The sequence below is a fragment of the Ruegeria sp. AP11 genome, assembly GCF_056535865.1.
The window spans coordinates 2770479-2793689 of sequence record NZ_JBQFJB010000001.1 but is presented as its reverse complement, the minus strand read 5'-3'; the positions used below and the strand labels follow the sequence as shown (position 1 = coordinate 2793689).

General features: G+C 53.9%; 24 protein-coding genes and 1 pseudogene. 10 read left to right on the top strand and 15 right to left on the bottom strand.

The features are described 5' to 3' along the window. The first annotated feature begins 252 nt into the window (after positions 1-252). Positions 253-930, top strand: coding sequence for a GntR family transcriptional regulator (locus ACR3E4_RS13905; RefSeq protein ID WP_480529754.1), 678 nt, complete (start codon positions 253-255; stop codon positions 928-930). Between the two features lie 362 nt (positions 931-1292). Here the strand turns inward: ACR3E4_RS13905 and ACR3E4_RS13900 are convergent. After that, positions 1293-2282, bottom strand: a pseudogene (locus ACR3E4_RS13900) (IS3 family transposase); the annotation flags it as partial. Here ACR3E4_RS13900 and ACR3E4_RS13895 point away from each other — a divergent pair. Next, positions 2258-2491 (top strand): hypothetical protein, encoded by a 234-nt coding sequence (locus ACR3E4_RS13895; protein ID WP_171727551.1) that lies wholly within the window; start codon positions 2258-2260, stop codon positions 2489-2491. The pseudogene ACR3E4_RS13900 and the gene ACR3E4_RS13895 overlap by 25 nt on opposite strands. 204 nt (positions 2492-2695) lie before the next feature. On the opposite strand, the gene ACR3E4_RS13890 is transcribed toward ACR3E4_RS13895, so the two are convergent. The 3 genes from ACR3E4_RS13890 to ACR3E4_RS13880 form a co-directional block, all read right to left on the bottom strand. Beyond that, positions 2696-3988 (bottom strand): type II toxin-antitoxin system HipA family toxin, encoded by a 1293-nt coding sequence (locus ACR3E4_RS13890; protein ID WP_171727599.1) that lies wholly within the window; start codon positions 3986-3988, stop codon positions 2696-2698. Further along, a complete protein-coding gene (locus tag ACR3E4_RS13885) occupies positions 3988-4233 on the bottom strand; it encodes a helix-turn-helix domain-containing protein (RefSeq protein ID WP_171727600.1) in 246 nt (81 codons plus the stop codon). The genes ACR3E4_RS13890 and ACR3E4_RS13885 overlap by 1 nt, the downstream gene beginning before the upstream one ends. A 97-nt stretch (positions 4234-4330) precedes the next feature. Then, positions 4331-5194: a hypothetical protein gene (locus ACR3E4_RS13880; RefSeq protein ID WP_171727601.1), complete on the bottom strand. Its 864-nt coding sequence runs from the start codon at positions 5192-5194 to the stop codon at positions 4331-4333. A 372-nt stretch (positions 5195-5566) separates the two neighbouring features. Here ACR3E4_RS13880 and ACR3E4_RS13875 point away from each other — a divergent pair, with 372 nt between their 5' ends. Beyond that, entirely contained in the window at positions 5567-6874 is a 1308-nt protein-coding gene (locus tag ACR3E4_RS13875; RefSeq protein WP_480529757.1) for a DUF6538 domain-containing protein, read from the top strand. A 99-nt stretch (positions 6875-6973) separates the two neighbouring features. Further along, positions 6974-7627 carry a hypothetical protein gene (locus tag ACR3E4_RS13870; protein ID WP_480529759.1) on the top strand — a complete coding sequence of 218 codons (654 nt, stop codon included), beginning with the start codon at positions 6974-6976 and terminating at the stop codon, positions 7625-7627. Positions 7628-7965: 338 nt separating this feature from the next. Here ACR3E4_RS13870 and ACR3E4_RS13865 read toward each other — a convergent pair whose 3' ends face one another. From ACR3E4_RS13865 to ACR3E4_RS13850, 4 genes are all read right to left on the bottom strand, one after another. Next, positions 7966-8268 carry a hypothetical protein gene (locus ACR3E4_RS13865; protein WP_480529761.1) on the bottom strand — a complete coding sequence of 101 codons (303 nt, stop codon included), beginning with the start codon at positions 8266-8268 and terminating at the stop codon, positions 7966-7968. 213 nt (positions 8269-8481) lie between these two features. Further along, positions 8482-8766 carry a thermonuclease family protein gene (locus ACR3E4_RS13860; RefSeq protein WP_480567108.1) on the bottom strand — a complete coding sequence of 95 codons (285 nt, stop codon included), beginning with the start codon at positions 8764-8766 and terminating at the stop codon, positions 8482-8484. A gap of 134 nt (positions 8767-8900) precedes the next feature. Continuing rightward, positions 8901-9035: a hypothetical protein gene (locus ACR3E4_RS13855; protein WP_256367909.1), complete on the bottom strand. Its 135-nt coding sequence runs from the start codon at positions 9033-9035 to the stop codon at positions 8901-8903. A 644-nt stretch (positions 9036-9679) separates the two neighbouring features. Further along, the gene (locus ACR3E4_RS13850) at positions 9680-10960 is read right to left on the bottom strand and encodes a hypothetical protein (protein WP_480529764.1); all 1281 of its coding nucleotides are present in this window, start codon (positions 10958-10960) and stop codon (positions 9680-9682) included. A 392-nt stretch (positions 10961-11352) separates the two neighbouring features. Between ACR3E4_RS13850 and ACR3E4_RS13845 the strand changes: the two genes are divergently transcribed. Further along, positions 11353-11973: a thermonuclease family protein gene (locus ACR3E4_RS13845; protein ID WP_480529766.1), complete on the top strand. Its 621-nt coding sequence runs from the start codon at positions 11353-11355 to the stop codon at positions 11971-11973. 105 nt (positions 11974-12078) lie between these two features. Here ACR3E4_RS13845 and ACR3E4_RS13840 read toward each other — a convergent pair whose 3' ends face one another. The 7 genes from ACR3E4_RS13840 to ACR3E4_RS13810 all read right to left on the bottom strand — a co-directional run bounded on the left by ACR3E4_RS13840 (position 12079) and on the right by ACR3E4_RS13810 (position 17860). Further along, on the bottom strand, positions 12079-12360 hold the full coding sequence (locus ACR3E4_RS13840) for a hypothetical protein (RefSeq protein ID WP_480529768.1): 282 nt from the start codon (positions 12358-12360) through the stop codon (positions 12079-12081). A gap of 29 nt (positions 12361-12389) precedes the next feature. Continuing rightward, complete coding sequence (locus tag ACR3E4_RS13835; RefSeq protein WP_480529770.1) at positions 12390-12803, bottom strand: hypothetical protein; 414 nt, start codon at positions 12801-12803, stop codon at positions 12390-12392. Between the two features lie 152 nt (positions 12804-12955). Continuing rightward, positions 12956-13474: a peptidoglycan recognition protein family protein gene (locus ACR3E4_RS13830; protein WP_480529772.1), complete on the bottom strand. Its 519-nt coding sequence runs from the start codon at positions 13472-13474 to the stop codon at positions 12956-12958. Positions 13475-13694: 220 nt separating this feature from the next. Continuing rightward, on the bottom strand, positions 13695-14462 hold the full coding sequence (locus ACR3E4_RS13825; RefSeq protein ID WP_480529774.1) for a hypothetical protein: 768 nt from the start codon (positions 14460-14462) through the stop codon (positions 13695-13697). A gap of 31 nt (positions 14463-14493) precedes the next feature. After that, the gene (locus tag ACR3E4_RS13820) at positions 14494-15174 is read right to left on the bottom strand and encodes a hypothetical protein (protein ID WP_480529776.1); all 681 of its coding nucleotides are present in this window, start codon (positions 15172-15174) and stop codon (positions 14494-14496) included. A 1547-nt stretch (positions 15175-16721) separates the two neighbouring features. Next, complete coding sequence (locus tag ACR3E4_RS13815; RefSeq protein ID WP_480529778.1) at positions 16722-16967, bottom strand: BRO-N domain-containing protein; 246 nt, start codon at positions 16965-16967, stop codon at positions 16722-16724. A 227-nt stretch (positions 16968-17194) separates the two neighbouring features. Next, positions 17195-17860: a recombinase family protein gene (locus ACR3E4_RS13810; RefSeq protein WP_480529780.1), complete on the bottom strand. Its 666-nt coding sequence runs from the start codon at positions 17858-17860 to the stop codon at positions 17195-17197. A gap of 318 nt (positions 17861-18178) precedes the next feature. Between ACR3E4_RS13810 and ACR3E4_RS13805 the strand changes: the two genes are divergently transcribed. From ACR3E4_RS13805 to ACR3E4_RS13785, 5 genes are all read left to right on the top strand, one after another. Next, positions 18179-18550: a TIR domain-containing protein gene (locus tag ACR3E4_RS13805; protein WP_480529782.1), complete on the top strand. Its 372-nt coding sequence runs from the start codon at positions 18179-18181 to the stop codon at positions 18548-18550. Between the two features lie 9 nt (positions 18551-18559). After that, entirely contained in the window at positions 18560-19534 is a 975-nt protein-coding gene (locus ACR3E4_RS13800; RefSeq protein ID WP_480529784.1) for a caspase family protein, read from the top strand. Then, positions 19534-19809: a hypothetical protein gene (locus tag ACR3E4_RS13795; RefSeq protein ID WP_480529786.1), complete on the top strand. Its 276-nt coding sequence runs from the start codon at positions 19534-19536 to the stop codon at positions 19807-19809. The genes ACR3E4_RS13800 and ACR3E4_RS13795 overlap by 1 nt, the downstream gene beginning before the upstream one ends. A 43-nt stretch (positions 19810-19852) precedes the next feature. Beyond that, positions 19853-20962, top strand: a complete 1110-nt coding sequence (locus ACR3E4_RS13790; protein WP_480529788.1) for a hypothetical protein — start codon at positions 19853-19855, stop codon at positions 20960-20962. 382 nt (positions 20963-21344) lie between these two features. Next, a complete protein-coding gene (locus ACR3E4_RS13785) occupies positions 21345-23201 on the top strand; it encodes an SLC13 family permease (RefSeq protein ID WP_480530581.1) in 1857 nt (618 codons plus the stop codon). Positions 23202-23211: the final 10 nt, after the last annotated feature.

Sequence of the window (23211 nt, the reverse complement as noted above, 5' to 3'; positions counted from 1 at the left end):
GATTTGCACCTCCTCACGGGAGCATCCAGCCCATCGTCACCTCCCCGGAAGGAACGCAACGTCCGGGCCGAATCTCCTATTGGCGGCGCAAACAGGCGGCTCCGCCTAAGGCAAACAATCTGGCAACGTGCAGCAAATAGCCCTCCTTTTGATTTGCCGCGCGTCTTGATGATTCATGTTTGATATTTGATCAAAGGTCAACGATAAAATTTTAGATGGACAAAAGCGGTATGCGAGGCATATAAAAAATACATGCATGACCTTTCAAAAATGCAGCCGCTCAAGCGCGAAAACCTGCAGGATATCGTGTTTAGTAAACTGTGCGAGCTTATCCTCGAAGGCGGGCTAGAACCTGGTCAGCCCGTAACGGTCGCAACGTTGAGTGAGGCGCTTAGTGTGAGCCCTATGCCAATTCGCGAAGCGATGGCGCGACTAGCCCATAGTGGGGCACTGACACACCTGTCAGGTCGGTCCATGGGAGTCCCTAAACTCGAACGACAGGACTTGAGATATCTTCGAGATGTGCGCTGCGAAATTGAACCAGCAGCACTGTCTTGGGCGATCGACAATCAGACGCCAGAATTCATTCGGTCACTGGAAGATCATCTCACGGAAATGGTCCAAGCCGAACAAGCGTCTGACAATCACGGTTTCATACATTCTAACTACTTGTTCCACTTTACGATTTACGAGCAATCAGGAAATCCTGTCGCGCTCGAGATCATTCGCAACCTGTGGCTACGCGTATCCCCCTATTTTCATCTTCTGAATATCCGAGGTCACCTGCAGATTTCGAACGAAATCCACTTTCAGTTGCTGTCAGCGATCAAAGAAGGCAATAAGTCGGAAGCGCGTTCTTGCCTTTCAAGCGATATAAATCGCGCTTACGAGCAAATGGTGACCTGTTTGTTTCCTGACACTCGTCAGTAAATGGCGTTCCGCCCTAACGTTCTGCGCCTTGATCGCGAGGGATTCGCATCGGCTGCTGATCTTAAACCCGCAGTCACCGTTCTTACGGAGGCGGATGTGGTCCGATCGATAGATGGCGACGCCGGCTACGCAAAGCATGAGAAGCGGTCAGTTCATGATCACGCAAAGCTTGTTGAACATTCAGCCGTTGGGTCCGGGCACCCCGTGCTGGTTCTGCCATAGGCCTTTGAAGGTCAGGTTTCTCCTGAAAAGGTGGCCGTATGCTGGGATGGCAGCCGGGAAGCCATGAGGGTATCACCTGTCCGTCGTCAGGGGTTTTGGGCCTGAGAGGGGCTAGGATCTGGCTCATCTGGTTGGTGTGATTATGCGGCGGATTTGCGGTGAAGCAAGCGTCGCGTTTCGATGGTCTTTCGTTTGATCCTTTCTCGTTGTTTTAGGATGGTTTGCCCGCGCCCGAAGTAGACATCTGCGGGCGTGAGGTTTTGTAGGCTCTCGTGACAGCGCCTGTGATTGTAGTGATCGACGAAGGTGCCGATCTGACGTTCCAGGTCGCCGGGCAAGAAGTAGTTTTCCAGCAGAACCCGGTTCTTCATGGTCTGATGCCAGCGTTCGATCTTGCCCGGGGTTTGCGGGTGATACGGTGCGCCCCGGACGTGTTCCATCTTCTGATCTTCAAGCCATTCGGCCAGTTCACCCGAGATGTAGCTGGACCCGTTATCGCTCAGCAGTCTTGGCTTGTGCAGGACCGTTGCCTGATCACAGCCGGAAGCTTGCAGGGCCAGATCCAACGTGTCGGTGACGTCGGCCGCCTTCATCGTGGTGCAGAGTTTCCAGGCGATGATGTAGCGGCTGTAGTCGTCCAGGATCGTACTGAGATAGAACCAACCCCAACCAATCACCTTCAGGTAAGTGAAGTCGGTTTGCCAAAGCTGGTTTGGGGCTGTCGTCTTGTCTTTGAACTCGTCTACAGCTGCCAAAACCACATAAGCTGGGCTGGTGATCAGATCCTGCTCTTTGAGAACACGATACACCGTAGACTCTGAGACAAAGTACTTTGCCGTGTCCGTGAAGCGCACGGCCAGCTTCCGAGGCGATAGCTCGCTTTCCGCCAGAGCCAGATCCACGATCCTCCGACGAACCGGGTCGGGAACCCGATTCCAGACCCGTGAAGGTCTGGGACTGCGATCCTCCAGGGCCTCCGGACCGCCCGCCAGACACCGATCATACCAGCGATAGAATGTGGTTTTGGGAATGCCGAGCTTATCCAGGGTTCGTTTGGTTGGCAGATGTGGCTGCTCAACCAAACGGATGATCTCCAGCTTTTCAGATGCGGGATGTTGCCGCTGTCGTCGGTGTTGACGAAGAGGACACCGCAGCGGTCCCTGAAGTTCTTGCCGTCTTTTTCGCCGGATTTGACGTTCAGTTTCAGAGTTTGCGTAGCCAATTTTCAATCCTCACCTTGAGTGTTTCGATGAACATGGCCAAAGCGGGCACCAAGGGGATGTCAGCGAGAAAATTGCCTCGCGAGGAATTCGCTGGCGCAGGGGAATTTTCTTGTTGAAGCGGTGCTTGCTCCGCGTCTGACACGGTTGCCCGCTTATGATCAGCAATCAGAAACGCGGCGTAGAGGGTCTGAGCTTGGCTATCCGTCTCTGAGCTAGCCGATCAAGACTGGCATTGGAAGTTTCAAGATCTGCATCGGGACTGCAGACTGCTCGAAGCCAATATGATCTACCGATCATAAAGCGGAAATATGATCTTCGGATCATACGGCATCGAAGGCAGCCGCCCGACGCCGTACTCCAGCAACGAAGGCTTCGGCCAATGGCTGTGGGAACCCATCCGGCAAGTCTACGAGTGTCTTATCCAAGGCGGGTTCAAGCTCCGTCGCGATGTCCGACAAGACCTCTTCCGCCAGCGCCACACCAAAACCAGCCGCCTTTGCAGCCTGCAGGAAATGGCGAGGCACCACCTCATTGATCCGATAGTGCCCGTCGACCGCCATCGCGAGGCGCATCCGGTTCTGACGTATTTGACCGTCATCCACGGCTTTCTGGGCGCTCAGCACGTCATACAGCGGGGTCATACGGAAACCGCCAGGGCGCAAGGCGATGCTGAAATTCTTGGCGTGCCCGTCTGTCGCTCCCAAAAGCCAAAACAGGACCTGCGCACGGAAGAAGGCGCGCTGATCCGCCTCGGGGTCATCACTGCCCTTCAGCAACCCGACCCCTTCGGTGATCCCTGGCCCGCCATCCATTTGGTATTTTTGACTGGGTGGGACCGAGAGCGCCTGACAAAAGTCTTCCTGCGGGAGGCGGATCAATCGGCCATCCTTGGTCCAGCGCCGATCAAACCGCGTCACGACAAGGCTCCGCACGTCTTCAAAGTCGGCAATCTCGACCTCCGCGACATCCATGCCCATGGCACGGCAAAAGCTCATGCAGAAATACTCGTTCTCGACGCTGTCGGACAAATCGATCCCTGCGGGCAAAACACCCAGCTGGGTCTTGAGGATATGGGTCGTTGGGGTAAGCCCCGATGGACGGATCCATGCGCCCTCATGGCTCAGCAGCGCCGTTTTCTCCTGTGCCCCTGCAATGGAAATGCGAAAGTCGTCTTCCTCATCCAAGCCAAGCGGAGCACTTGCAAGGTTGCGCAGCATATCCGCTATCTGCGCCTCAGACACGGGCTCGCCCTCGAGCGCGCCAACTTCGGGGATCTCACCCGAAACAAACTGCAAGGCGCCTACGCAATCGCGCCCGATCTTCTCCAGCATGTGCCATGCGTCTGTACCTCCAGCGCGCACCCGAGCGGCGACACGTTCACGTATCGCCTGATTGTCGGGCAACAGGTTTTCCAGGTAGGCAATGACAGGGCCACCTTGGTGCGCCTCTTCACGCAAAGGCAGCGAAAGCGAGATAGGCATGGCATGTTCCCATGCCAACCATTCCGGATCATAGGTAAAGCTGATCGCGCCTGAACCAGCGAGACGCAAAGACCCTACCAACCGTCCGTTCAGAAGCACTTGCATTGTGCCACTACGCCCGTGTTTGGCCATCAGAAGATATCCTCAATCTCAAGTGAGCCACCGCGCTCCACCAATCGGAACTCAAGCCCAAGTGCCGCCATGACGGCGAGCACTGTGGCGAGCTTCGCTCCCGCGTCGCCATTCTCGAGCGACGAAATTGTTGCGACGCGCAAATTAGTGCGCGCGCTGATATCGCTTTGGGTCCAGCCGCGCGCTTTGCGCGTCCGGCGTAGTGCCACGCCGATCTGCTCGGCCGTTCGTGCAGTGAGGTCCATGATGCGGCTCCTTTTACGGCACAGCGTAAATCAAGGCAAATTACGCTGCAACGTAAAAATATAAATTTTGCGCCACAGCGTAACATGCGAGCTGCACTCATACCTCCAGCCCCGCCGCGCGAACCTGTTCAGGCGTCACCAGTTTTGACGCGATCAAATCCTCGATCTGCCGGTTGGTGATGTGGCGGCACAGGGGATGGCGCTCGTGAATCCACTCGGCGAGGCTCGCACGGCCTTTGGCTTCGGCCTCTCGCGCCTTCTCGCGGTCAGCCTGCACCTGGGCAAGCCCCTTCTCCCACCGGCGCATCTTGAACCAGTTGTCGGAGAAGCAGACCTTGCTGCGTGTATAGCCCTCGCTTTCCTTGGCATAGGCTTTGATCGCTTGCTTCAGGTCATCGGGCTCCACACCGGCTTTCACAGCCGCTGCAATAAGGCGCAGACTGGTCCGCCGGTCTCGGATCCTGTCTTCGGGATAGGCCGCCAAGATCTTCTCAGCCTCAAGATCTTCAACCTCCTCCGCCGCCTCGCGCTTGCGCGTAGGTGGTTTATGGATGGTTTTAGGATGGTTTGGGGTCCACCGTGAACCCCGTACCCCGTTCACCGTGGACCCCGTACCGGGTTCAGGCTGGACGGGGTTCACAGTGACCCCCGTGTCGATGTCGGGCTCGGCCGTGGGTTCAAGCGCGGCCACGCGCTCCAGAACAATGCGGTAAATGACGGTGTAGCCATTCTTGCAGTGCCGCCGCCCTGTCTCGATCAGAATGCCTTCTCGTAGGAAGTCGATGATGGTGCGCTTGACCGTGCTCTCGCTGAGCTCTGTGTGGCGCTGGATCGTGCCCTTCGAACACCAGATACCAGAGCCGTCGTCGCTCGCCTTATCAGCCAGGAACATGATGATCTGCTTGCGCGCAGCGCTGCCAAAGCGGCGCTCGGCGCACTCATTTGCGATGCGCCAGCTCATTGGACCACCTCACCGGTCAACGGCCGCGAAAAGGCGGACTGAGCGTTTGCGGTGTGGCGCTTGCTCATGCTAACGTACTGCGAAAGCTGACAGGCTTTTTCTATTTGGCCCCGGTTCACAGTTGCCGCTGTGACGGGGCCTTTTTCATTTTGAATCTGCGAAACTGGCTTTGAAACTTTCGCTTTTTGTTCACTTTTTGTCAGGGGGTGTTTTGCACCCTTAAGCCGTTGTTTTCGCTTATTCTCTTTCTGGATTGCAAATCCGTGTACACCGGTTCGATTCCGGTACTCGCCTCCACTTATCCTTATTGCTCTTTTTCTCAATATATTAGACACTTGGAGTATCTCACGGAGGATACTTTGGAGGATACAGGTGCTTGACTACCCCGCAACGACTTTGGCGAAGAACAAAGGCAAGTATTACGTTCTCCTGACGATCCCCACCGAGCTTCGCCAACATTTTAACGGCAGGAAGCAACTCAAGAAGTCCACGGGTACAAGTGATTTGGCTGATGCCAAGCGCAGGCAACACAACATATCTGCTGATCTTTACGCCCAACTGGACAACTGCAAGCCTGATCCGCGCGACGTGATCAGTGATCTACTCGGCTGGATCGGCGACGCCGACGAGGTTCAACGTATGGAGGACATCGGGGAACTTGAGGACCTCATCAAGTACCACAAGAACCTTGAATACGGTGAGAATGAAGAAAATGACGTTGCTGTCGAGGTAGTCAACGAGCAGGCCATAGAAGCTCTCAAGGTCTACCAAGAGTGGAAGGCTGGCGGCACCGAGCGGACGGCTGCATCGGGAACAGTTTACCTCGCAAGCGCCTCTAAGGAGTACCTTGAGACCAATCCGTACAGCACGATCAAGACTCAGCGCGAAGCAGAACACGCTCTTGAGCAGTTCAAGGACTTCGCGGGAGACATTGCCCTGCCTGACGTCACTGCGGTGATGGTTCACGAGTTCGCGGAGTATGTTGGAGCAACAAAGAGCCGAAAGACTATAGACAAGAAGATTGGCTACGTACGCCGTATGTTCGACCATGCAGTCCGTAAAGGTTGGGTTCCTCACAACGTGTTTGCAGGGATCAAGCTGGACAAGAATCTCGGAACCAAAAAGCAAAGCTACACACCATTCACCAAGCGAGAACTCAAGGCTCTCTTTGCGCAGCCTATGGAGCCTCACCTGCGATCCCTGCTGTCGATCCTAGCCAGCACCGGCATGAGGCTAGATGAAGCCGCTCTGTTGACTTGGGAGGATGTCAAAGAGGACGAAGATCAAGGTGTTCTCTACTTCGACCTCACAGGGTCCATCGTGAAGAACTCGGGGTCTAAGCGACGGGTGCCGGTCCACCCTGCCCTCACATGGATCGCGACGGGTAAGTCCGGTCAGATGTTCCCTGAGTTCCCACGCGACCGCGACGGCAAGACACAGGGTCCTGCCTCCAAGGCACTGATGCCGTGGGTACGTAGGGTCACTGAGGACCCAACAAAGGTCATTCACTCACTTCGAGGAAACTTCAAGGACATGCTGAGGGATGCCGGTGTATCAAAGGAGATAAACGACTTCATCACTGGACACGGTTCGGGCGATGTTGCGGGGTCTTACGGTGAAGGCCCCAGCCTGAAAGTTCGGAAGGAAGCCGTAGAGCGGTTGAAATTTGATTTCATTTAGGAGCGGCTTGTTGACCGTTTTTCACTGGAAGTCGCTAAGGAATTTTGACAGGCGCTAAGCGGACGAAACCAAGAGCATCCAGCCGTAAGCATTCAAAAAATGTTAGATCAAATACAAAGCACCGTTAGTGCCAATTGGGCCGCGTTTCTTGCCTTAGACACTGACAGCAAGACAAACGTCATCTTAGTTGCGATTACTCTGATTATCGCGTTTGCGAACGTCCTTTTGGTGAGAAATGCACAAGCGTCTCACAGGCGAGAACTGCGGGCATACGTCAGCGTGGTTAGTGGCGTGGTTGAAGTGCAACCCACTAGCAATCCTGGCACATTTCAGGCGACGGCAAGAATTGAATTGGTCAATCAAGGAAAGACACCAGCATACGAGTTTCGGACTTTCCCAGAGATAAGCTGCGGGCCTGCCGAAAAACCACTATTCAACTCCAACCCATTGCCTCCTGCCGACCAGAACTCTTCGATTATCGGTGGTGGCGCAGGTGTTTCTGCGTCTATGCAGTCTTGTGAGCTAAATGCGACGGAACTTGAAGGTTTGTGGTCTGGTGGAACCAAGATTTTCCTAACACTAAAAACCGAGTACCGGGATATCTTTGGCAAGAAGCGATACTTTTTTGCTCGAGCCACCAACGACGGTTCGCCCGTGCAGGCTTATGGATCAACAATCGGAGCCACTAAAGGGCCGATGTCGAACTCAACGTGGGGCATTACCCCTCACAAGTTGGGCTACCAAGCAAATTAATCCGGATGCACCTACAAAAAAGGAAGGAGCCGCAGTGGCTCCCTCCAAGTTCTTCATCCGTCACTCTTTCCGCAAATCCTCGAACGTCCTGCGCTTCACCCGCCCAGTTGCCCCACCGGTGTTCGCCGGGAAGTACTCACGGTTACACTTGCCGCCCGGTGAAATTCACGAGTCCATCCTGCCGCCAAACCAGTAGATTCCTCGCAGAGCGGACCATGGAAAGATCCACATCTACGACTGCTCTGCGTACTGCGTAGACGTGAGGTTTGTATAAGCGGGGTCATCGCTCCACCGTCTCATTTCGAGAAGCAGAATACTTCTTCCCCGTAATTTAGTCCTTATCGCCATTTATAGAGAGTGCCTTCGAAGCAGTCACCGTTCGGGTACTCTTCCATTGCCTCTTCCACATCCCCGACACATAGCTTGGCGTTTCCGTTCACCTCCAGCACGGTCAGCGTGCCGTAATGATAGGTGTACCCGTATTCAGAACACTCCCACACGTAACCATTTTTCAAGTTGACTATTTTTTCCCAGTCGCAGCCTTCAAAGGTAATACCAATGCCGCTCTCGAGATATTTAATTTCCGCGAATGCTGTAGTCGCAATGAGCATCGATATTGCAGTTGTTATGACAAGTTTCATGTACACCCCAAAGTTTTCTTTCTTGTGATCTTATCTACCAGAAGTTTTATTTTGCAATCTGAACCGTCTAGCAATTTGCAGCCTGAGACCAGTAACAAATAACATCGAATGAACTAGGTGACCCCGGAACCCTCGCAGACAGCTAGCACAGGGTTCACTGTAGACGTTCGGTGAATTCTTCTGGGTGACGGCTCGACAGCGAAGTTTGGCACCTTACCGGCAGTACCCTGCGCGTCTCAACCGAGATTTGGCCGCAGATGTCTCCAAGTGCCTGTATCGCCCCCCCGAGTACCTCGCGCAATCCAGAGCATGCCCCGCAGCAATCACTGCAGCACCAATGTCTTGTCCGTCCGCGTAACAAACTCCAACCCAGCGATCATATGTGCGCTCGCCATTGAGACTGCACTCGATGTTCTTGCCGCGTAGGAAGTTCACCATCCAGCGCTTGGCATCCTGACCAGAACGAGTGCCAAGCTCCGGCGCATCCACGCCGTTCAAACGGACCGGAGTGCCATCGACAACGATCGTGTCCGCGTCGCGTACTTGGAGGCCACCAGCGGCAGCAGTAGTGGCGAAAAATGCCAAGGCAATTGTTAGCTTCTTGAACAATGCGAAGTCCTCGGTGTCTCGTGTTAATCGATAATTTGGGTCGCTATGCGGGTATCCACGAGTTCGTCCTCGATAAGCGCATAGATTTCCTCGGGTGGTGTGTTCAGTGAGAACAGCATCAGTGACGGGTCCACACCCAGGTCAATCAGATGCTGCATCGTCTCTCCTTGCCCCTTCTGGATGCTCTCTACCGCGAAGACGACAGGTATTAAGCGAGGCTGGTCGTAGTAGTGCTGATGCATACCTACAATGCCGCGAAGAGAGACGACGCGTTCCTCACCGCCTGCAAGAACGTAAGGACATGACGATACGCACATCGAGCCAGCTAGAACGGCTGTAGAAAGCTCAGCACCTCTCACCTGCTTACCAATGGACAGTGCCTCAGAAACTACTCCTCCCGGGCTGTGGAGAGCCACTAGGTCGGGCTTCTCCTGCATGTCTGACAGGTACGAAGCGAAGCGGGCCGAGTCGTCCACCTCTATCTGGCCGCTAAGAAGAAGTATTCTCCCCATTCCTTCGACTTCCTGAACTGAAAAGTCCAATCGGTTTGGAAAAGCCTCTGGCACGGGTACGTCCAGAGGTACGTCCTGCGGCACAAGCGACGGATCGCTACGATCAGTGCGATACTCTCGACGTTGATCGCCGGGGGATATCGGGCCAGTCGGAAGTTCAACACGCTCCTTGAACGGGCTGGGCATTACACCAAGTACGTCCGACGCTATTAAAACGCCCGCAATCGCGAGCTGTAGGATCAGTACGTAGCGCAGCCCAGAACGAGGATCGAGACGACTTAGTAAGCTCATCACGTTTCATCTTTTTGTGGAGTGGCGCGGTTGAGGATAGCTGCGTCGGCCACGCCCATTGTCGCCTCTACGTCCTTCATGGCATTCATTGCGGCTCTAAGGTCAGAAAGCGTCAGAGTATCCTCAATGCTCATACCGTCCTTACCACTGCGGATTGCGGCTTGTGTGATAGCCAGCACAAACACCAACACGGCGGGCAACAAGTCGATGGCGATAGCTCCAGCCCAAGAAGGAACGAAGTTGTGGGCGTACTTGATCACCGCATCGGCGCTGGAAATCGGGTTATATGCAGTCTCGATGGGCGGCTCCATGTCCAACACCTCGTCAGCAGCGTTCTTGAGTGTCTTGCTGCGTTGGTCCAGCGCGTTCAATACGGAGTTGATTGTGGACGATTGCGCGTCTCGTACGTCGGAACTGCGCCCATCAAGCTCTGGGAGTACGACCGAGGATGGCAGGTCCTCAGCAGCACGAGCAACAAGTGGTGCCACGCTGTACTGGTTGAGGCGCGAGATAACACCCGCCAGCTTCACGCTTTCCTCGGAGAACTGAACCGAACGGCGATCCACTGGACCGGGGGCTACAGTAAGCTCGCGCATCTTTGCGAGGATTTCGTTGCCTTGTTGGAAGGCTTCCTCGATAGGTTCTTGCTGCGCCGCGATCTGCTCTTCAAGGTTTCGCAACTCCTCAGCTTTTTGTGTCAGCACACGAAACACGGCACCCCGACCGGCGGTACCTGAGAGGTCTCCGGACTGCTCGAGTTCAGCCAGTTCTTCAAAACTCTGGCGGGCGCGTTCCACCTCGCGACCCAACGCTTGACCACTGAGGGCTATGTCGTGGGCTTGCTCGAGAGCGGCTTGGTAGTCGCGGACAGTGTTCTCCAAGTGTTGTTCGACTGCCGCCGAGCCTGCGAGTGCGGCTGCGTTCAGCCAGCTAGACATGGCGATAATGGCGATAGAGCCAACAATCGTAGAGATCGTCAAACCAATGAAACCACTAGCCGTTCGCATTGAGGGCAGCAGACGGAGCATGTAGCTCCAAAACACGAAGATGCCCACAGAGACGGCGATTGAGTACGCAACGGCTGCGAAGAAAGAAACCGCACCGTTATCCTCGAGCAATGAGGACACGCCGAGATAAGTGTAGATCCCAGATGCGATGGCTAGGACACCCAACGCTGCGGGGGTAAACGTGTCCAACCACGCAAGATGACCTTCTAGTTCTTTTGCGGTCCGAAGTCCCTTAGCTTCCTCAGCCGTCAAGCGATCCTTGTTCTCCGTCATTCTACAACATGCTCCACACTCATCACGCGATAGTTCGTCACTTAATCATTTATTAAGACTTTTCACCCTGGGTTGCACATCTGGACGATACGAATTGATTGCTTTTGCGAAGCTGCCATTCTTCTGCGATTTTCTGCCAAATTGCGCCGCCAGTTCTAGAAGACGGTAAAAACATCAACCAACTGAAATACCAGTTGCTATTCTGGGAGCGGCAATGAGCGTAGATCGGATGCCTCGTTGTCACACGCGTGAATTCGCTCAGCGGGGCAAATCCGTCACATCTCCCTGAGTGAATATGAGGTGTCCCTAGCATATCAACCCAAACGTGTGCTTGGGTCGATCCTGATCCAGTGCGAAAAATTTGATTGGCCTAACTCTTGGAGACCTAGCTCATGGAAATCTTGATAGTTTTGGGTTTGGTTTTGGCAGTTGCTGTGTACTTGGCAATTCGCAGCAACAGGCCAGGCGATACAACTACTCCGCCGAGTCAGTCAGGTAGGCATGAGAAACCTAGATTGACTAAGAACCAACGGCAGCGCACATCGCAACCAGAGCGTTTTGATCCAGACCATACGGTCCCGAAACCCGACGTCACGATACTATCGGGTTCAGCCTACGTTGTAGATGGCGATACACTGGTCATTAAGAAAACACAGGTTCGTCTGTTTGGCGTCGATGCTCCCGAGATGAACCATCCCTATGGAAAGAAGGCGAAATGGGCGCTCGTTTCGCTTTGCAAGGGTCAAAAAATTAGGGCCGAAGTGACCGAGCAAGACACCCACGGACGGACTGTTGCAAAGTGCTACCTTGAGGATGGTCGTGATCTATCCGCTGAAATGGTCAAACTTGGTTTAGCGATAGACTGGCCAAAATTCTCCGGTGGACAGTACCGGTCTATGGAAATGCCCGACGCTCGAAAGAAGCTATGGCTGGCAAACGCGCGGCAAAACGGACACATGGGGCTGTGGAAGCAATACGACGCGAAGCAGGCCGCTCGGAAAATGAACAACTGACAGTACATCCAAAGCCGTAGCTGATGTGGCGCAAGTAGGAGCGGCCAAGGGGTTAACCCTGAGCCGCTTGAAACCTTTGATTTGAGGTTTTGAATTTGTCCATCGTCACCTCAAACTCTCAGGCATGGCTAAGTTACGGCTACGCGCAATCGCGCGAACTTCAGCGCTCATGACCGTGTGGGCGTTGTTAAGGGCGCTTACTAAATCGGCCCGTTCCCAATGTCCGGGTTTAATCCACTGATCAGGATAAGCTGCTTCGATCTGGCGAGCTTCTGCGCGTACCTCACTGGCAACCTGCTTGATACCTGCGAGAATAGACAAAGTGCGCTGCCAGACCTCAGTGTCATCGGTAAGCGGTCCCGGAGTGGGCTTGGTTTTGGATGTCATGGTTTCATGGTCCTTTGATCTGGGCGGCCTCATTGAGCCGCTGGGTTGAACAGTGAGTGCTGCTGGAAGATCGACCGGGCATCTCGATAGAAATCCATCTTTGGCAAGGTCGTTCCCTTCGAGCGGCGCAGCATGTCCCGCCAGATCGGTAGTTGCGTATGGGGATCGAGTGGATCATCTGTCAGATGCTCAAGGGCGATCACTGCGGATTGATCGTAGCGATGCCGGGTACGCCGGCCTTGAAGACGCGTGAGCATATCGTCGATCTTCCGGTCGATTACCTCGTCGCGGCGTTTAACGATCAGGTTTTCGGCCTTGGGCATCGGGGTGGATGCCTTCGCGATTGCGTCGAGGTCTGCCTTGTGCTGGCGGGTTCTGCCGTGCAGCGGAGTGTGTTTTTGGTAGTGACGTTTAGCGTCACCTATTGTGATGGCGTTGGCCATTTGGAGGAGTCCTTTGTGGAAGCCTCAAAACCCCTAAAACAGCACTTCTGTACCGACCCTTGCGGAGGGTCGATTTTAGCCTTGGAAAAGCTAATGAAATCAATGGATAACGGGTGGCGTTTTCGGGGATCGAGGGTCGTTGTTGGTGGGTGTCAGAGAGTGCCGACTGTCAGCGCCTCGGTTCGGTCGAGGCGATCTTCGAGTTCAGCCTCTGCAGCTTCATCTCGTTCGTGTTGTTTGTGAGTGTACTTCTCGAGGCTCTCGTCGATCTCGAGGGGGACACCGAGTGTATCCGCGAGTTTCTGATAGAGAGCCTCGAGTGCGTCACGCTGGGCAGTCGTGAGAGTCTCAGAGAACTTGCCGGTCTCCCGGTCTCGCCCCCCCACTACGCCGATCTGGATAAGGCTTCGGGTGAAATTGTCGCGACCGACTGCGCCATGCGTAAGGGGGTGTCTACAGAGTTCGACCGTGCCATCGACCAACACCAAGTAGTGCCAGCCAATACCGAGCCGACCAGTCTTGGCGTGTTCGACGTCGATCATCGCTGCGTCAATTCGCGGATCGGGCGGGTGATGGGTGTACCTGACAAATAAGCCGGTGGTCTTCTCGCGGGGCAACGTAGCGAACAGCGTTGTTCGCAGGTAAGTGTCGGCTCTCTTGATCCTGAGCATCGGCCTTGGTTCCTTTCTTCACACGTTCTGCCCATGCTTTGAGTTCACTGAGCGTCAACTGCCCGGCCCCTGTTGGGGAACGACCGTCTTCAATCAGATCGACGGTTGCATAGAAGTACTCGGGGTCGGAGCAGGTGCGGGGTCGAATACGGTTCAGGACCAGATCGATGTCGGTGTCCCAAACCATTTCGGCTAAGTCGTCATTCATGGGTGACCAACGTCAGTGGCCAAGTTGCTCACGGATGTGCTGAGCGAACTCGGTCCAGGTGATCCCGTCGGCACGGCCCGCAGCGCGGTCCAGAGCAAACTGGCGAACGCAACGATCAACACCAGTATGTGTGTCTGATGCCTGTTTCAGAAAGTCGAAGCCATCTTGCCCAAGTTCCTGCATTGCGCTCTGGGTTGCGGCCTCGGTAATTGTGCTTTGAACATTCGCGAACATGGCGCGAGTGCTACCATCCACGTCTAGCTCCGATACCGCCCCATCAGCCAAACCGCGCATGGTTTCAGTAACCTCATCGACGGACATACCGGACATAGCAATCTGACCAAACGCTGTTTCATACGTCTGAGCTTCTTCCATCGTCATGATACTGTCATCAAGCGAGGAGTTCAGCCCGTCGATGACATTGTCAAACTCATCATGACCCGTGTCGCTGCCTTTGGGTTCCTCGGGCGTCTCAACTACCGCCGAACTATGCTCCTGCGCTGCCCTTTGAGCCGCGCCAATCGACAGACCTTCGTCAAAGACGGTGTTGAGCAATCCAAGTTCTTTAGCCTGCGCGACCTTCATCGACATGCCCTGTACGTTGATCACATCGCTGTCTCTGAGATCGCTCTGTGAGTGAACATCGCGCTGCATGTTGTTGGTGTCGCGGACGGTGACGCCCCCGCTCACGTAGTCTGCACTTGAAGCGTATGATTTGGTAGTTGGCATCGATTGCTCAACGGGGCCGTCGCCTCCGAGGGTTACGCGTGTTGTGGTCATTTTCAGTTGATCCTTTGTTGTTGGTTTCGGGCTATGCAAAGCCGGTTTCGATCTCGGCCAGTTCTTGGGGTGTGGGTGGGGTCTCGATTAGGGGTAAATCGGTAATCGCTTGGTCTTCATCCAAGGACATGAGGTGAACTGGGCAGAGTTGCGCCAGTGCATCCAGTGCGTAGCCTTTCAATCGAAGACGGGTGAACGCCATGACCAGTCGCAGCTTGGTGTCCTCATCGATATCGCGCTCGTGGATTTGGGATAGAGATGAGATCTGCCCATCGCGGCTTACAAGCTCGAGCCATGCTACGCCGACGGCGCTTTCTTTGACCTTGGTGGTCATCTTTCGTGTCCCTCTGGGTTTTGCGTTGCAGCGTTCATCGAGTTCTGCCTCGAGGGTCGCGACCTTGTTCTTCCATCGAGCTAGCGTCTCGTCAGCCTTGATAGTCTCGCGTTGTTCAGGGGTGAGTTCAGCCTGCCCAATCCCATGAGCATCGGCACAGGACGGGCAGTTGTATTCATCACCGAACGGGGCCGGGAACTTCACACCACAGGAGATGCAGCACTTGTAGTTAATCCTGCGGTTTTCAGTGATGCACCGGTCGCATCTCGATGCCTTGGGTTTGTGGGTTTCGTGTTCTTCACCGCAGGCATTGCAGGTCTTGAGGTAAGTCTGCCGGGAACGCTGTGCTGGTGCCTTCTTGTTTTTCACTTTGGGCATGTGAGGCGGTCCTTACGTGTCAAACAGCCAACTTGGGTCCGGCATTGGTGGTGCGTTGGGTTTGGCCGGGGGTAACGGTCGGGGTGTCAGATCAGAGACGGGGTCGAGGCCCTCAGGCCATTCACCGGAGATCAGACCAGAGGAACGACGGATTGCCTTGTGGTATCGAAAGGGTATCGCTGAGGACCTCGGCAGGACGTGATCGAACAAGCTGTCACCGAGGAAATCTGTGCGCATCGACCGAATGGGAACAGAGACCGGTGGATGTGCATCACCAGAGGCTAGGAGACGACCGTAGGTGGTCACAATAACTGCGGTTAGGTCTCGATCAGATCGACGCAGACCGAGCTTCTCAGCAGCGCGTAGGGCGTGTGTGCCGACAATGGCGAAGTCAGCGTAGCTCAGGCGGTACTTCGAGTATCGGACATCACCGGTCAACACCTCAGCCTTGCGACCGGGAGGGACGCATAGCCCCTGGCGACCCATGAAGGTGCCACCAGCGAGGAACACGTTGTACCTGTGTCCCGTTCCGACAAACTCTCGAGCTAAGGTGTAGTGTACGAATGCCCTGACGATAACCGACACGTTCGGTTCGTACCGTCTACCGACCAGCAAATGCTGCAACCGTTCTCTTGCTCTGCCGTATCGCAGCGCGGCCATTCTGTACACTGGTCGATCATCCCAATCACCGACACGATGACGTGTGCCTCGGGCAAACTTAACGGCCTCAGCGATTTCTGAGGGTGTCGGCTTGATGTGCTTTAGGACCGACCGGGCGACTGTGTTGATCGCACCACCGGCGATGTAACCACCTAGTGGAACACCACGGTTCCTGACGACCGACTGGCAGCGAGAACACAGGCCCCATCGCTGAGGGAGACGCTGGGTGAACTCATAGGCTGGTAGTGGGTTGTCGCATGTAGCAGAGGCACAGACGGTCATTGAGGCCTCGCTAGTTGTACGTTGGGATTATTCGGGGTCTCTGCGATACAGTCACTAAGGAACAGAGACCCCCATCAACCCGCCCATGTGCCAAGCTGACAACAGACATCACGGGCGGAATGAAACGGTAAAAGGTCCCACTAGTTCGACCACTCAGTACACGCAGGGTGTTACTTGAGGGGAACCGTGTGGGACCTGAACCACCATCGACCAAGGACCAAGATCGATGCGGTATAGGGATTAGGATTGATGGTTGTCGGTGATGGACATTCACCTGATGTACACTGACGAGGAACCGTGAAGCCTTGAGAGGAACCTGATCGTGTTACTAGAGGTAAATCTCTTGGTATTTGTTCTTCATGAGGGAGCTGTAATTCCAACCCATTGATTTACAACGAGGTGTACCTCGAGTGTCATCGACCGTTAAATGACCATCATCGATCATCAACACGGAGGAGGTGCCGGGGTGAACCTGAGGTGTTACACTCTAGGTATAACTTTCGTTTCTTCTCTTGTCTCATAAGCAAGCACAAATTCAAAACCCCTTGTTTCATTGGCTGTCCGGCACTCCCGTTCTGTCCTCACCAGCGACATACCCACCATCCTTACGGGTCGACGGCAGGACAACCTGAGTGACCCAATCTTGGAGCGCACGGGGCTTCGGGTTTGTTCGACTGCATGATGAGTTTGTAGAGGCCGCTCTCATCTACGATCTTGTTCAGACGTCCTCGTGTTCCGGGAACTCGATAGTTTTGAACTTGAGTTTCGTTCAAGTTTTGGATTGCTCGGGTCGAGTTGGTGAGACCAAGCACCGTTGTGACGTCCTTGGCGACGAACCATGCGTTCCTCATCAATCTCCACTACGCAGTTGGTGTTCGCCTAGTAGACCCTCGACCTTCCATTTTGACCCCTCTGAGTTATTGATTTAATTGGGAAATAAAGGTCTAAAATCGGGAGTCAGGTAGGGTGACCTGCAAAGGCTTGATTTACCCTTAGTTTGTATTTCCAAACCACCAAGCAGGAAAGGACAAGTACACGCCCAATGAGCGATGAATTGAACCGCGAATGCCCCTGAATTCTAAGTGTTTGCCTCTAGTCGCTCGATGGTCCGTTTCACTTGAGCGGCACTCCAAGCACCACCACGCGCAGTCGCCACGCCAGCCTTATCAAGCTCCGCAGCGATCTCCCGTAGTGACCTACCTGCGTCTCTCAGGGGCAACACAAGGCCCCGCACCTTCTCAGCCCTTGCGGCAGCGTTGGCCTTCACAACTTCGTTCCGCTTCATCGTAGCGTCACGCATACCACCGAGCTTCTGACCTCGAGCCTTAGCGGCCTGTAGTGCCGCTTTGGTTCGCTTGGATATGAACTCGCGTTCCTGTTCCGCTAATGCCGCGTAGACATGTAGTTGGAACTTGTCTGCATGAGGCATCGATGCGACACGCAAGGACAGCTTCTTGTCGTCCATCAGCGTTGCAATGAAGGATACCTTGCGCGACAGACGGTCCAACTTGGCGACCAGTAATTCTGCCCCGGCCTGCTTCGCTAGGGTGATCGCCTTGGTCAACTGCGGGCGCTCATTGTCTGCCCCGCTCAGGACGTCTGTAAACTCTCCCAAAACCTCGAAGGGTTCGTCTGAGTAGTTGGCCAGGAACAAGTCTATGTCCCGTGTCTGGGCCTCTAGGCCAAGCCCAGAGCGCCCCTGTTCGGTCGTGGAAACTCGTCGATAGGTGACGTACTGCTTCATTGATTGGCCTTCCTATGATGGTTCAATTCAAGCGGATAGGAGACGTCGTTGCAATCGTCAATGAAGGTTGTGACTGTAACATCATGTTACATGCAATTTTCAATGAGTGCGAAATGGCTCTTTTTGAGAAATTGAACGGGGGGCAACGGGGGGGTACAGAAAAGGGTCCCTCCATCTTTTGCCGCACAGATTTTTGTCTCAATATTAGACTTTAGTTCTTGCACTCATGGTTGTGTTGGAACATAAAAAAATTTGCACTGTAGGAAGCGATGAGATTGAAATTGCTTCACTTTAAGTATCGTTTAGATGGAGAATATAGTGGCCGAAAAGAAAATTGTTTTCGTAGCTTTCCCGATGGAGGATGAGTGGGCAAGAGACTACTTGAAAGGGCAATCGCTGAACACCAGCTCACCCTTTGAATACATCGATATGTCGGTCAAGCAAGCCTACGACACAGAGTGGAAGAAGCGTGTTCGCGCCCGAATAAAGCGCTCAGACGGTGTTATCGCCCTGGTTAGTGAAGCATCACTTACTTCAAGCGGCCAAAAGTGGGAAATCCAGTGCGCTCGAGAAGAGAGAAAACCTGTATTGGGTATTTGGTCTAGGAAGGGAGACCGCACCAACATCGAAGGACTGAATACGCGGGTTTGGACGTGGGACAATATCACTGCATTCATTAATAAGATATGAGGCTTATCAATGAGAAAGGCACTGATAGTAGGCATTGACTACTATACAAAGATAAATGGTCTTTTTGGCTGCGTGAATGACGCACATAGCGTCAAGGCCATGCTGGATCGGGACGCGAACGGGTCAGTCAATTTTCATACTAAGATCCTTGCCTCCACGGGTCCCAACCAAGAGGTTTCCCGAAGCGAACTCAAGGCGGCCGTAAAGGAGTTGTTCCAAGACAAGCATGAAGTCGCTTTGTTGTTCTTCGCTGGTCATGGCTACATTGAATCAACAGGCGGTTATCTGTGTACGTCTGAGTGTGAAAGTGGCGATGACGGATTGTCCTTGGGCGAAGTAATGACCTTGGCCAACCAATCGCCTTCGGAAAACAAAATCATAGTACTAGATAGTTGCCACAGCGGTGTTGCATCCTCAAACCCGCTGGCACCGGTTTCAGAAATAGGAGAAGGAATCACAGTTTTGGCTGCGTCCACGGCAGACCAGTACGCAAGTGAGGAGAATGGATCCGGTATATTCACGACGCTTTTCGTAGATGCTTTGAGCGGGTCTGCCGCTAACCTAGTAGGTGATGTGACGCCTGGAAGCATTTACGCCCACATTGATCAATCTTTAGGCGCATGGGCGCAACGACCGGTGTTTAAAACCAACGTCAGGCAATTTGTGTCTTTAAGGAAGGTCCAGCCACCTATCGCACTGAATGAGTTGTTGAAACTTGTCGAGTTCTTCCCAGTGGCAGGTCACGAGTTTCAGCTTGATCCTAGTTACGAGCCACACCGAAGCGGCAATGAAGACGCCAGTATTCCGGAACCTGATCACGACAACACCGAGATATTCGGCATTCTGCAAAACTACAACCGTGTGAACCTTGTCGTGCCTGTGGGTACTCGCCACATGTGGAATGCTGCTATGGAAAGCAAGTCCTGTACACTAACCGCATTGGGCGAACACTACCGCCGATTAGTTGAAAATGGTATGATCTGATGATTAACCAAGGCGAAATCGAGAAACGCCTAGAAAGCATCATTGAACTGCTCGCAGACATTGAGCATCAAAGATGGGCGCACTGGCAAAGACATCTTCACAACGAATGTGAACATCGTGAAGACGGCTCCCTCGTGATCCCTGCAAACCTTGCAAAAAAGTGGGAGCGCCAGTTAAACACACCGTATGCCGATTTGTCGCCTAACGAAAAAGCAAGCGACATAGAGCAGGTGCGAAAATACCTTCCCTCGATCCTAGCAGCACTCAAAACCTAACTGCATTGCCCAACAAGTCGCGACAATCGCCCGAGGCCAATAGATGACGCAGGTGACCGAACTACTTCGCCCTTCTGACGGATCCAGTTTTTATATACATTTCACAGGTGGTTTCCGCGCAGGAAAACTGTCCGATGACCAGTGGCGAATTGAACCAATCGTAATCCAAGGAAAACCTAGCGCCGTAGGGCCGCTGCCGCTCGTTGAAGTGCAAAATCTCGCCAATACCAGCAAACTTCAACCCGTTGCTCTCCATAGCATGGACTGGATGGACGGTACCTATAACTCATCATGGGTACCAATTCTGCCCGAAAGGTCCAATCACTCTCCAAGCCCATCTGACTTGTGGAGCAACATTGCAAGCAACATGATGGGTAAGCGAACCAATTTGCTTTTTGAGGCAGAGCCGCAGCCGACAAAGGAACAAATTGTCAAATCGCTAGACGAACGAGCGCCAGTCGAAGCGCTATCTCGTTATATCAGCATGAGCTTGCGCAGTATGGACACCAGCGTGGAGCAGATAGCCGAGTATTACCACGAGCAACTTGTCAATCACATTTCGTCTGGGCGAGTGAACGGCGAAAGGTCTGACAACACTTTGTCCCAAACGCTTTTTGCGCATATTCATTCTTTCTTTCTGCACCTCGGTTCAGCGCGAGATTATCTTGCCACGATAATTTCCCACCGAATTGGCTTTAACCATGAAAAGGCTGACTCGATGGCGAAACTTGTGAATGGACTAAGAAGCGATAGCCTACCCAATGATCCGCTTCTGAATTTGCTGATCACGGCAGGTGACATCGCGTCCAATCCTGAAAAACCTGGGAAATTCACGATCGCTGGGTGGATGAAAGAGGTTACCGAATTGAGAAACAGGTTGGTTCATCGACGACCCTATGGATCTCGGTTCAACGAACGCTTTGGATGGGTTAGCGCAGCATCCAAAGACGCAGGCTTGTACAGGTATTTCCGTCCTATCGACGTCGTTGGCAACGGGCACCAAGACGTGTTTGATGTACTGTCTAGACATTATTCGCGCTTTAACCAGCTGATGTTTGCCGCCGCCAAAGCATCCGGCGACGACACTTCGATGACGCACATCACTGACAAGGATATTTTGTCGTTAAAAGTTCGCGGCGGTGGTACTTCATAAGGCTCACTTCGCAACGACTTCAACTCCACACAACTCCAAACCACACAAGCGGAGGATAATTGACGGCTATACCGGAGGATATATATGAACTAATTATTTGATTTTAATGCCTAATTATTTCTTTCTCCGATTCCGGTACTCGCCTCCACTTGTTTTCAAATACTTAGCTCCCTCGCGCATCTCTTGGATCGTTCTCCGACTATATTCGACGATATAGTATCGCCATTCGCATGTGGGTGACATGCGAAGCGTCAGTCATTCGCAGCTGCGGACGATTCCGAAAATCCATGACAAGTTGCCGGTCATCACCTAGAAATACAAGTTACGCTCTGGACGAAAGGAATTAGGGGACAGCGTGGAACAACTGACTTTTACTTACGAAATGGGCGTTGTTTGCGCCTTGTTGGCGTTCACCGTTTTTCTCTTCGTTTCGGAAGTTGTCAGGATAGACCTCTCGGCCATTCTTGTTCTCGTTCTGATCGGCCTGCTCAGCTATTTGCCCGGATTGGGCAATCTGGCGGATGTCCCGCATTTGTTTGACGGGTTTGCGTCGAACGCGGTTATTTCGATCATCGCTGTGATGATTGTTGGCGCTGGTCTGGACAAAACCGGGATCATGAACAAGGTCGCTGCGGTTATTCTGAAATATGGCGGCACGGCCGAAAACCGGGTGCTGCCGATCATTTCGGGCACCGTGGGTGTGATCTCATCCTTCATGCAGAACGTGGGTGCGGCGGCGTTGTTCCTGCCGGTCGTCAGCCGGATATCGTCGCGCTCGGGCATACCTCTGTCACGCTTGCTGATGCCAATGGGGTTCTGTGCGATCCTTGGTGGCACCATGACGATGGTTGGATCATCGCCGTTGATCCTGCTGAACGACCTGATCCTGACGGCCAATGACGGCCTGCCGGACGATCTGAAAATGCAGCCATTCGGATTGTTCTCGGTCACACCGATCGGGGCTGCTTTGATCCTGACAGGTATCGCGTATTTCCTGTTGCTGGGGCGCTGGGTTCTGCCCGGCGATGCGGGCTCGGAAAGTACCGGCACGGGCCAGGGAACGCAGGAGTATCTGCAGCGGGTCTATGGGCTGAAAGCGGATGTTTTTGAGGTGGTGGTCCCGGCGGACAGCCCGTTGGTCGGTCATATTCTGGCCGATATCAATCACGAAGATCACCTTTATATCATTTCGACCTTCTATCGCGGCAAAACCTCGATGGTGCAGGTGCTGACAGCGGAAATTGCCGCCCCTTGCCGGCTTGCGATTGTCGGCAGCCGCTGGGTGGTCGAGCAGTTTGCCCAGAAATACGGGCTGACGGTGCTGCCGGATCTGGACATCTTTGTCGAAGAATTCGCCCCTACAAATGCCGGTATCGCCGAAGTTGTCGTGACGCCGGACAGCAAACTGATCGGGAAATGCCCGCGCGAGTTGTTGTTTCGCAAGACCTATGGAATGTCCCTTCTGGCCATCCACCGGGGCGAAGAAACGCTGAGCCATGTCGAGACCGAGGATCACGAGTCCACTCAGATCGGGCTTGAGAAGTTTCAGGCGGGCGACATGCTGGTCGCTCATACCCGCTGGGACAACCTGATGCGGATCAAACGGGACCCTGATTTTGTCGTGGTGACCTCGGATTTTCCGCAGGATGAATTGCGCCCGCAGAAAGTGGGCTGGGCGCTGGCCTTCTTCGCCATTTCGCTATCGATGATCCTGTTCACCGATATTCGCCTGTCGCTTTGCCTGCTGACCGGAGCCGCCGGGATGATGCTGTCGAAGGTGCTGAGTGTCGATGAAGCCTATCGCGCCGTTGGATGGAATACAGTCTTTCTGCTGGCCTGCCTCATCCCCCTGGGTCAGGCGGTTCAGAATACCGGCACGGCGGCATGGATCGCACAGCAGATCATGACCATTCTGGACGGTTGGCCGATCTGGTCGCTGCAGGCAGGTGTGGCCATTCTCGCCACCGCCTTTTCACTTGTGATGTCGAATGTAGGTGCGACAGTCCTGCTGGTTCCGCTGGCGGTTTCAATCGCTGCGGCGGCGGGGGCAAGCCCGGCGCTGTTCGCACTGACCGTTGCGATTTCGACCTCGAACAGCTTTATCATTCCGACCCATCAGGTGAATGCGCTGATCATGGGGCCTGCGGGCTACAAGGTGACCGATTTTGTCCGCTCTGGCGGGGTCATGACGCTGCTGTTTCTCGTCGTTTCAATGGTCATGCTCAATCTGTTGTATTGAAGCGTCACGG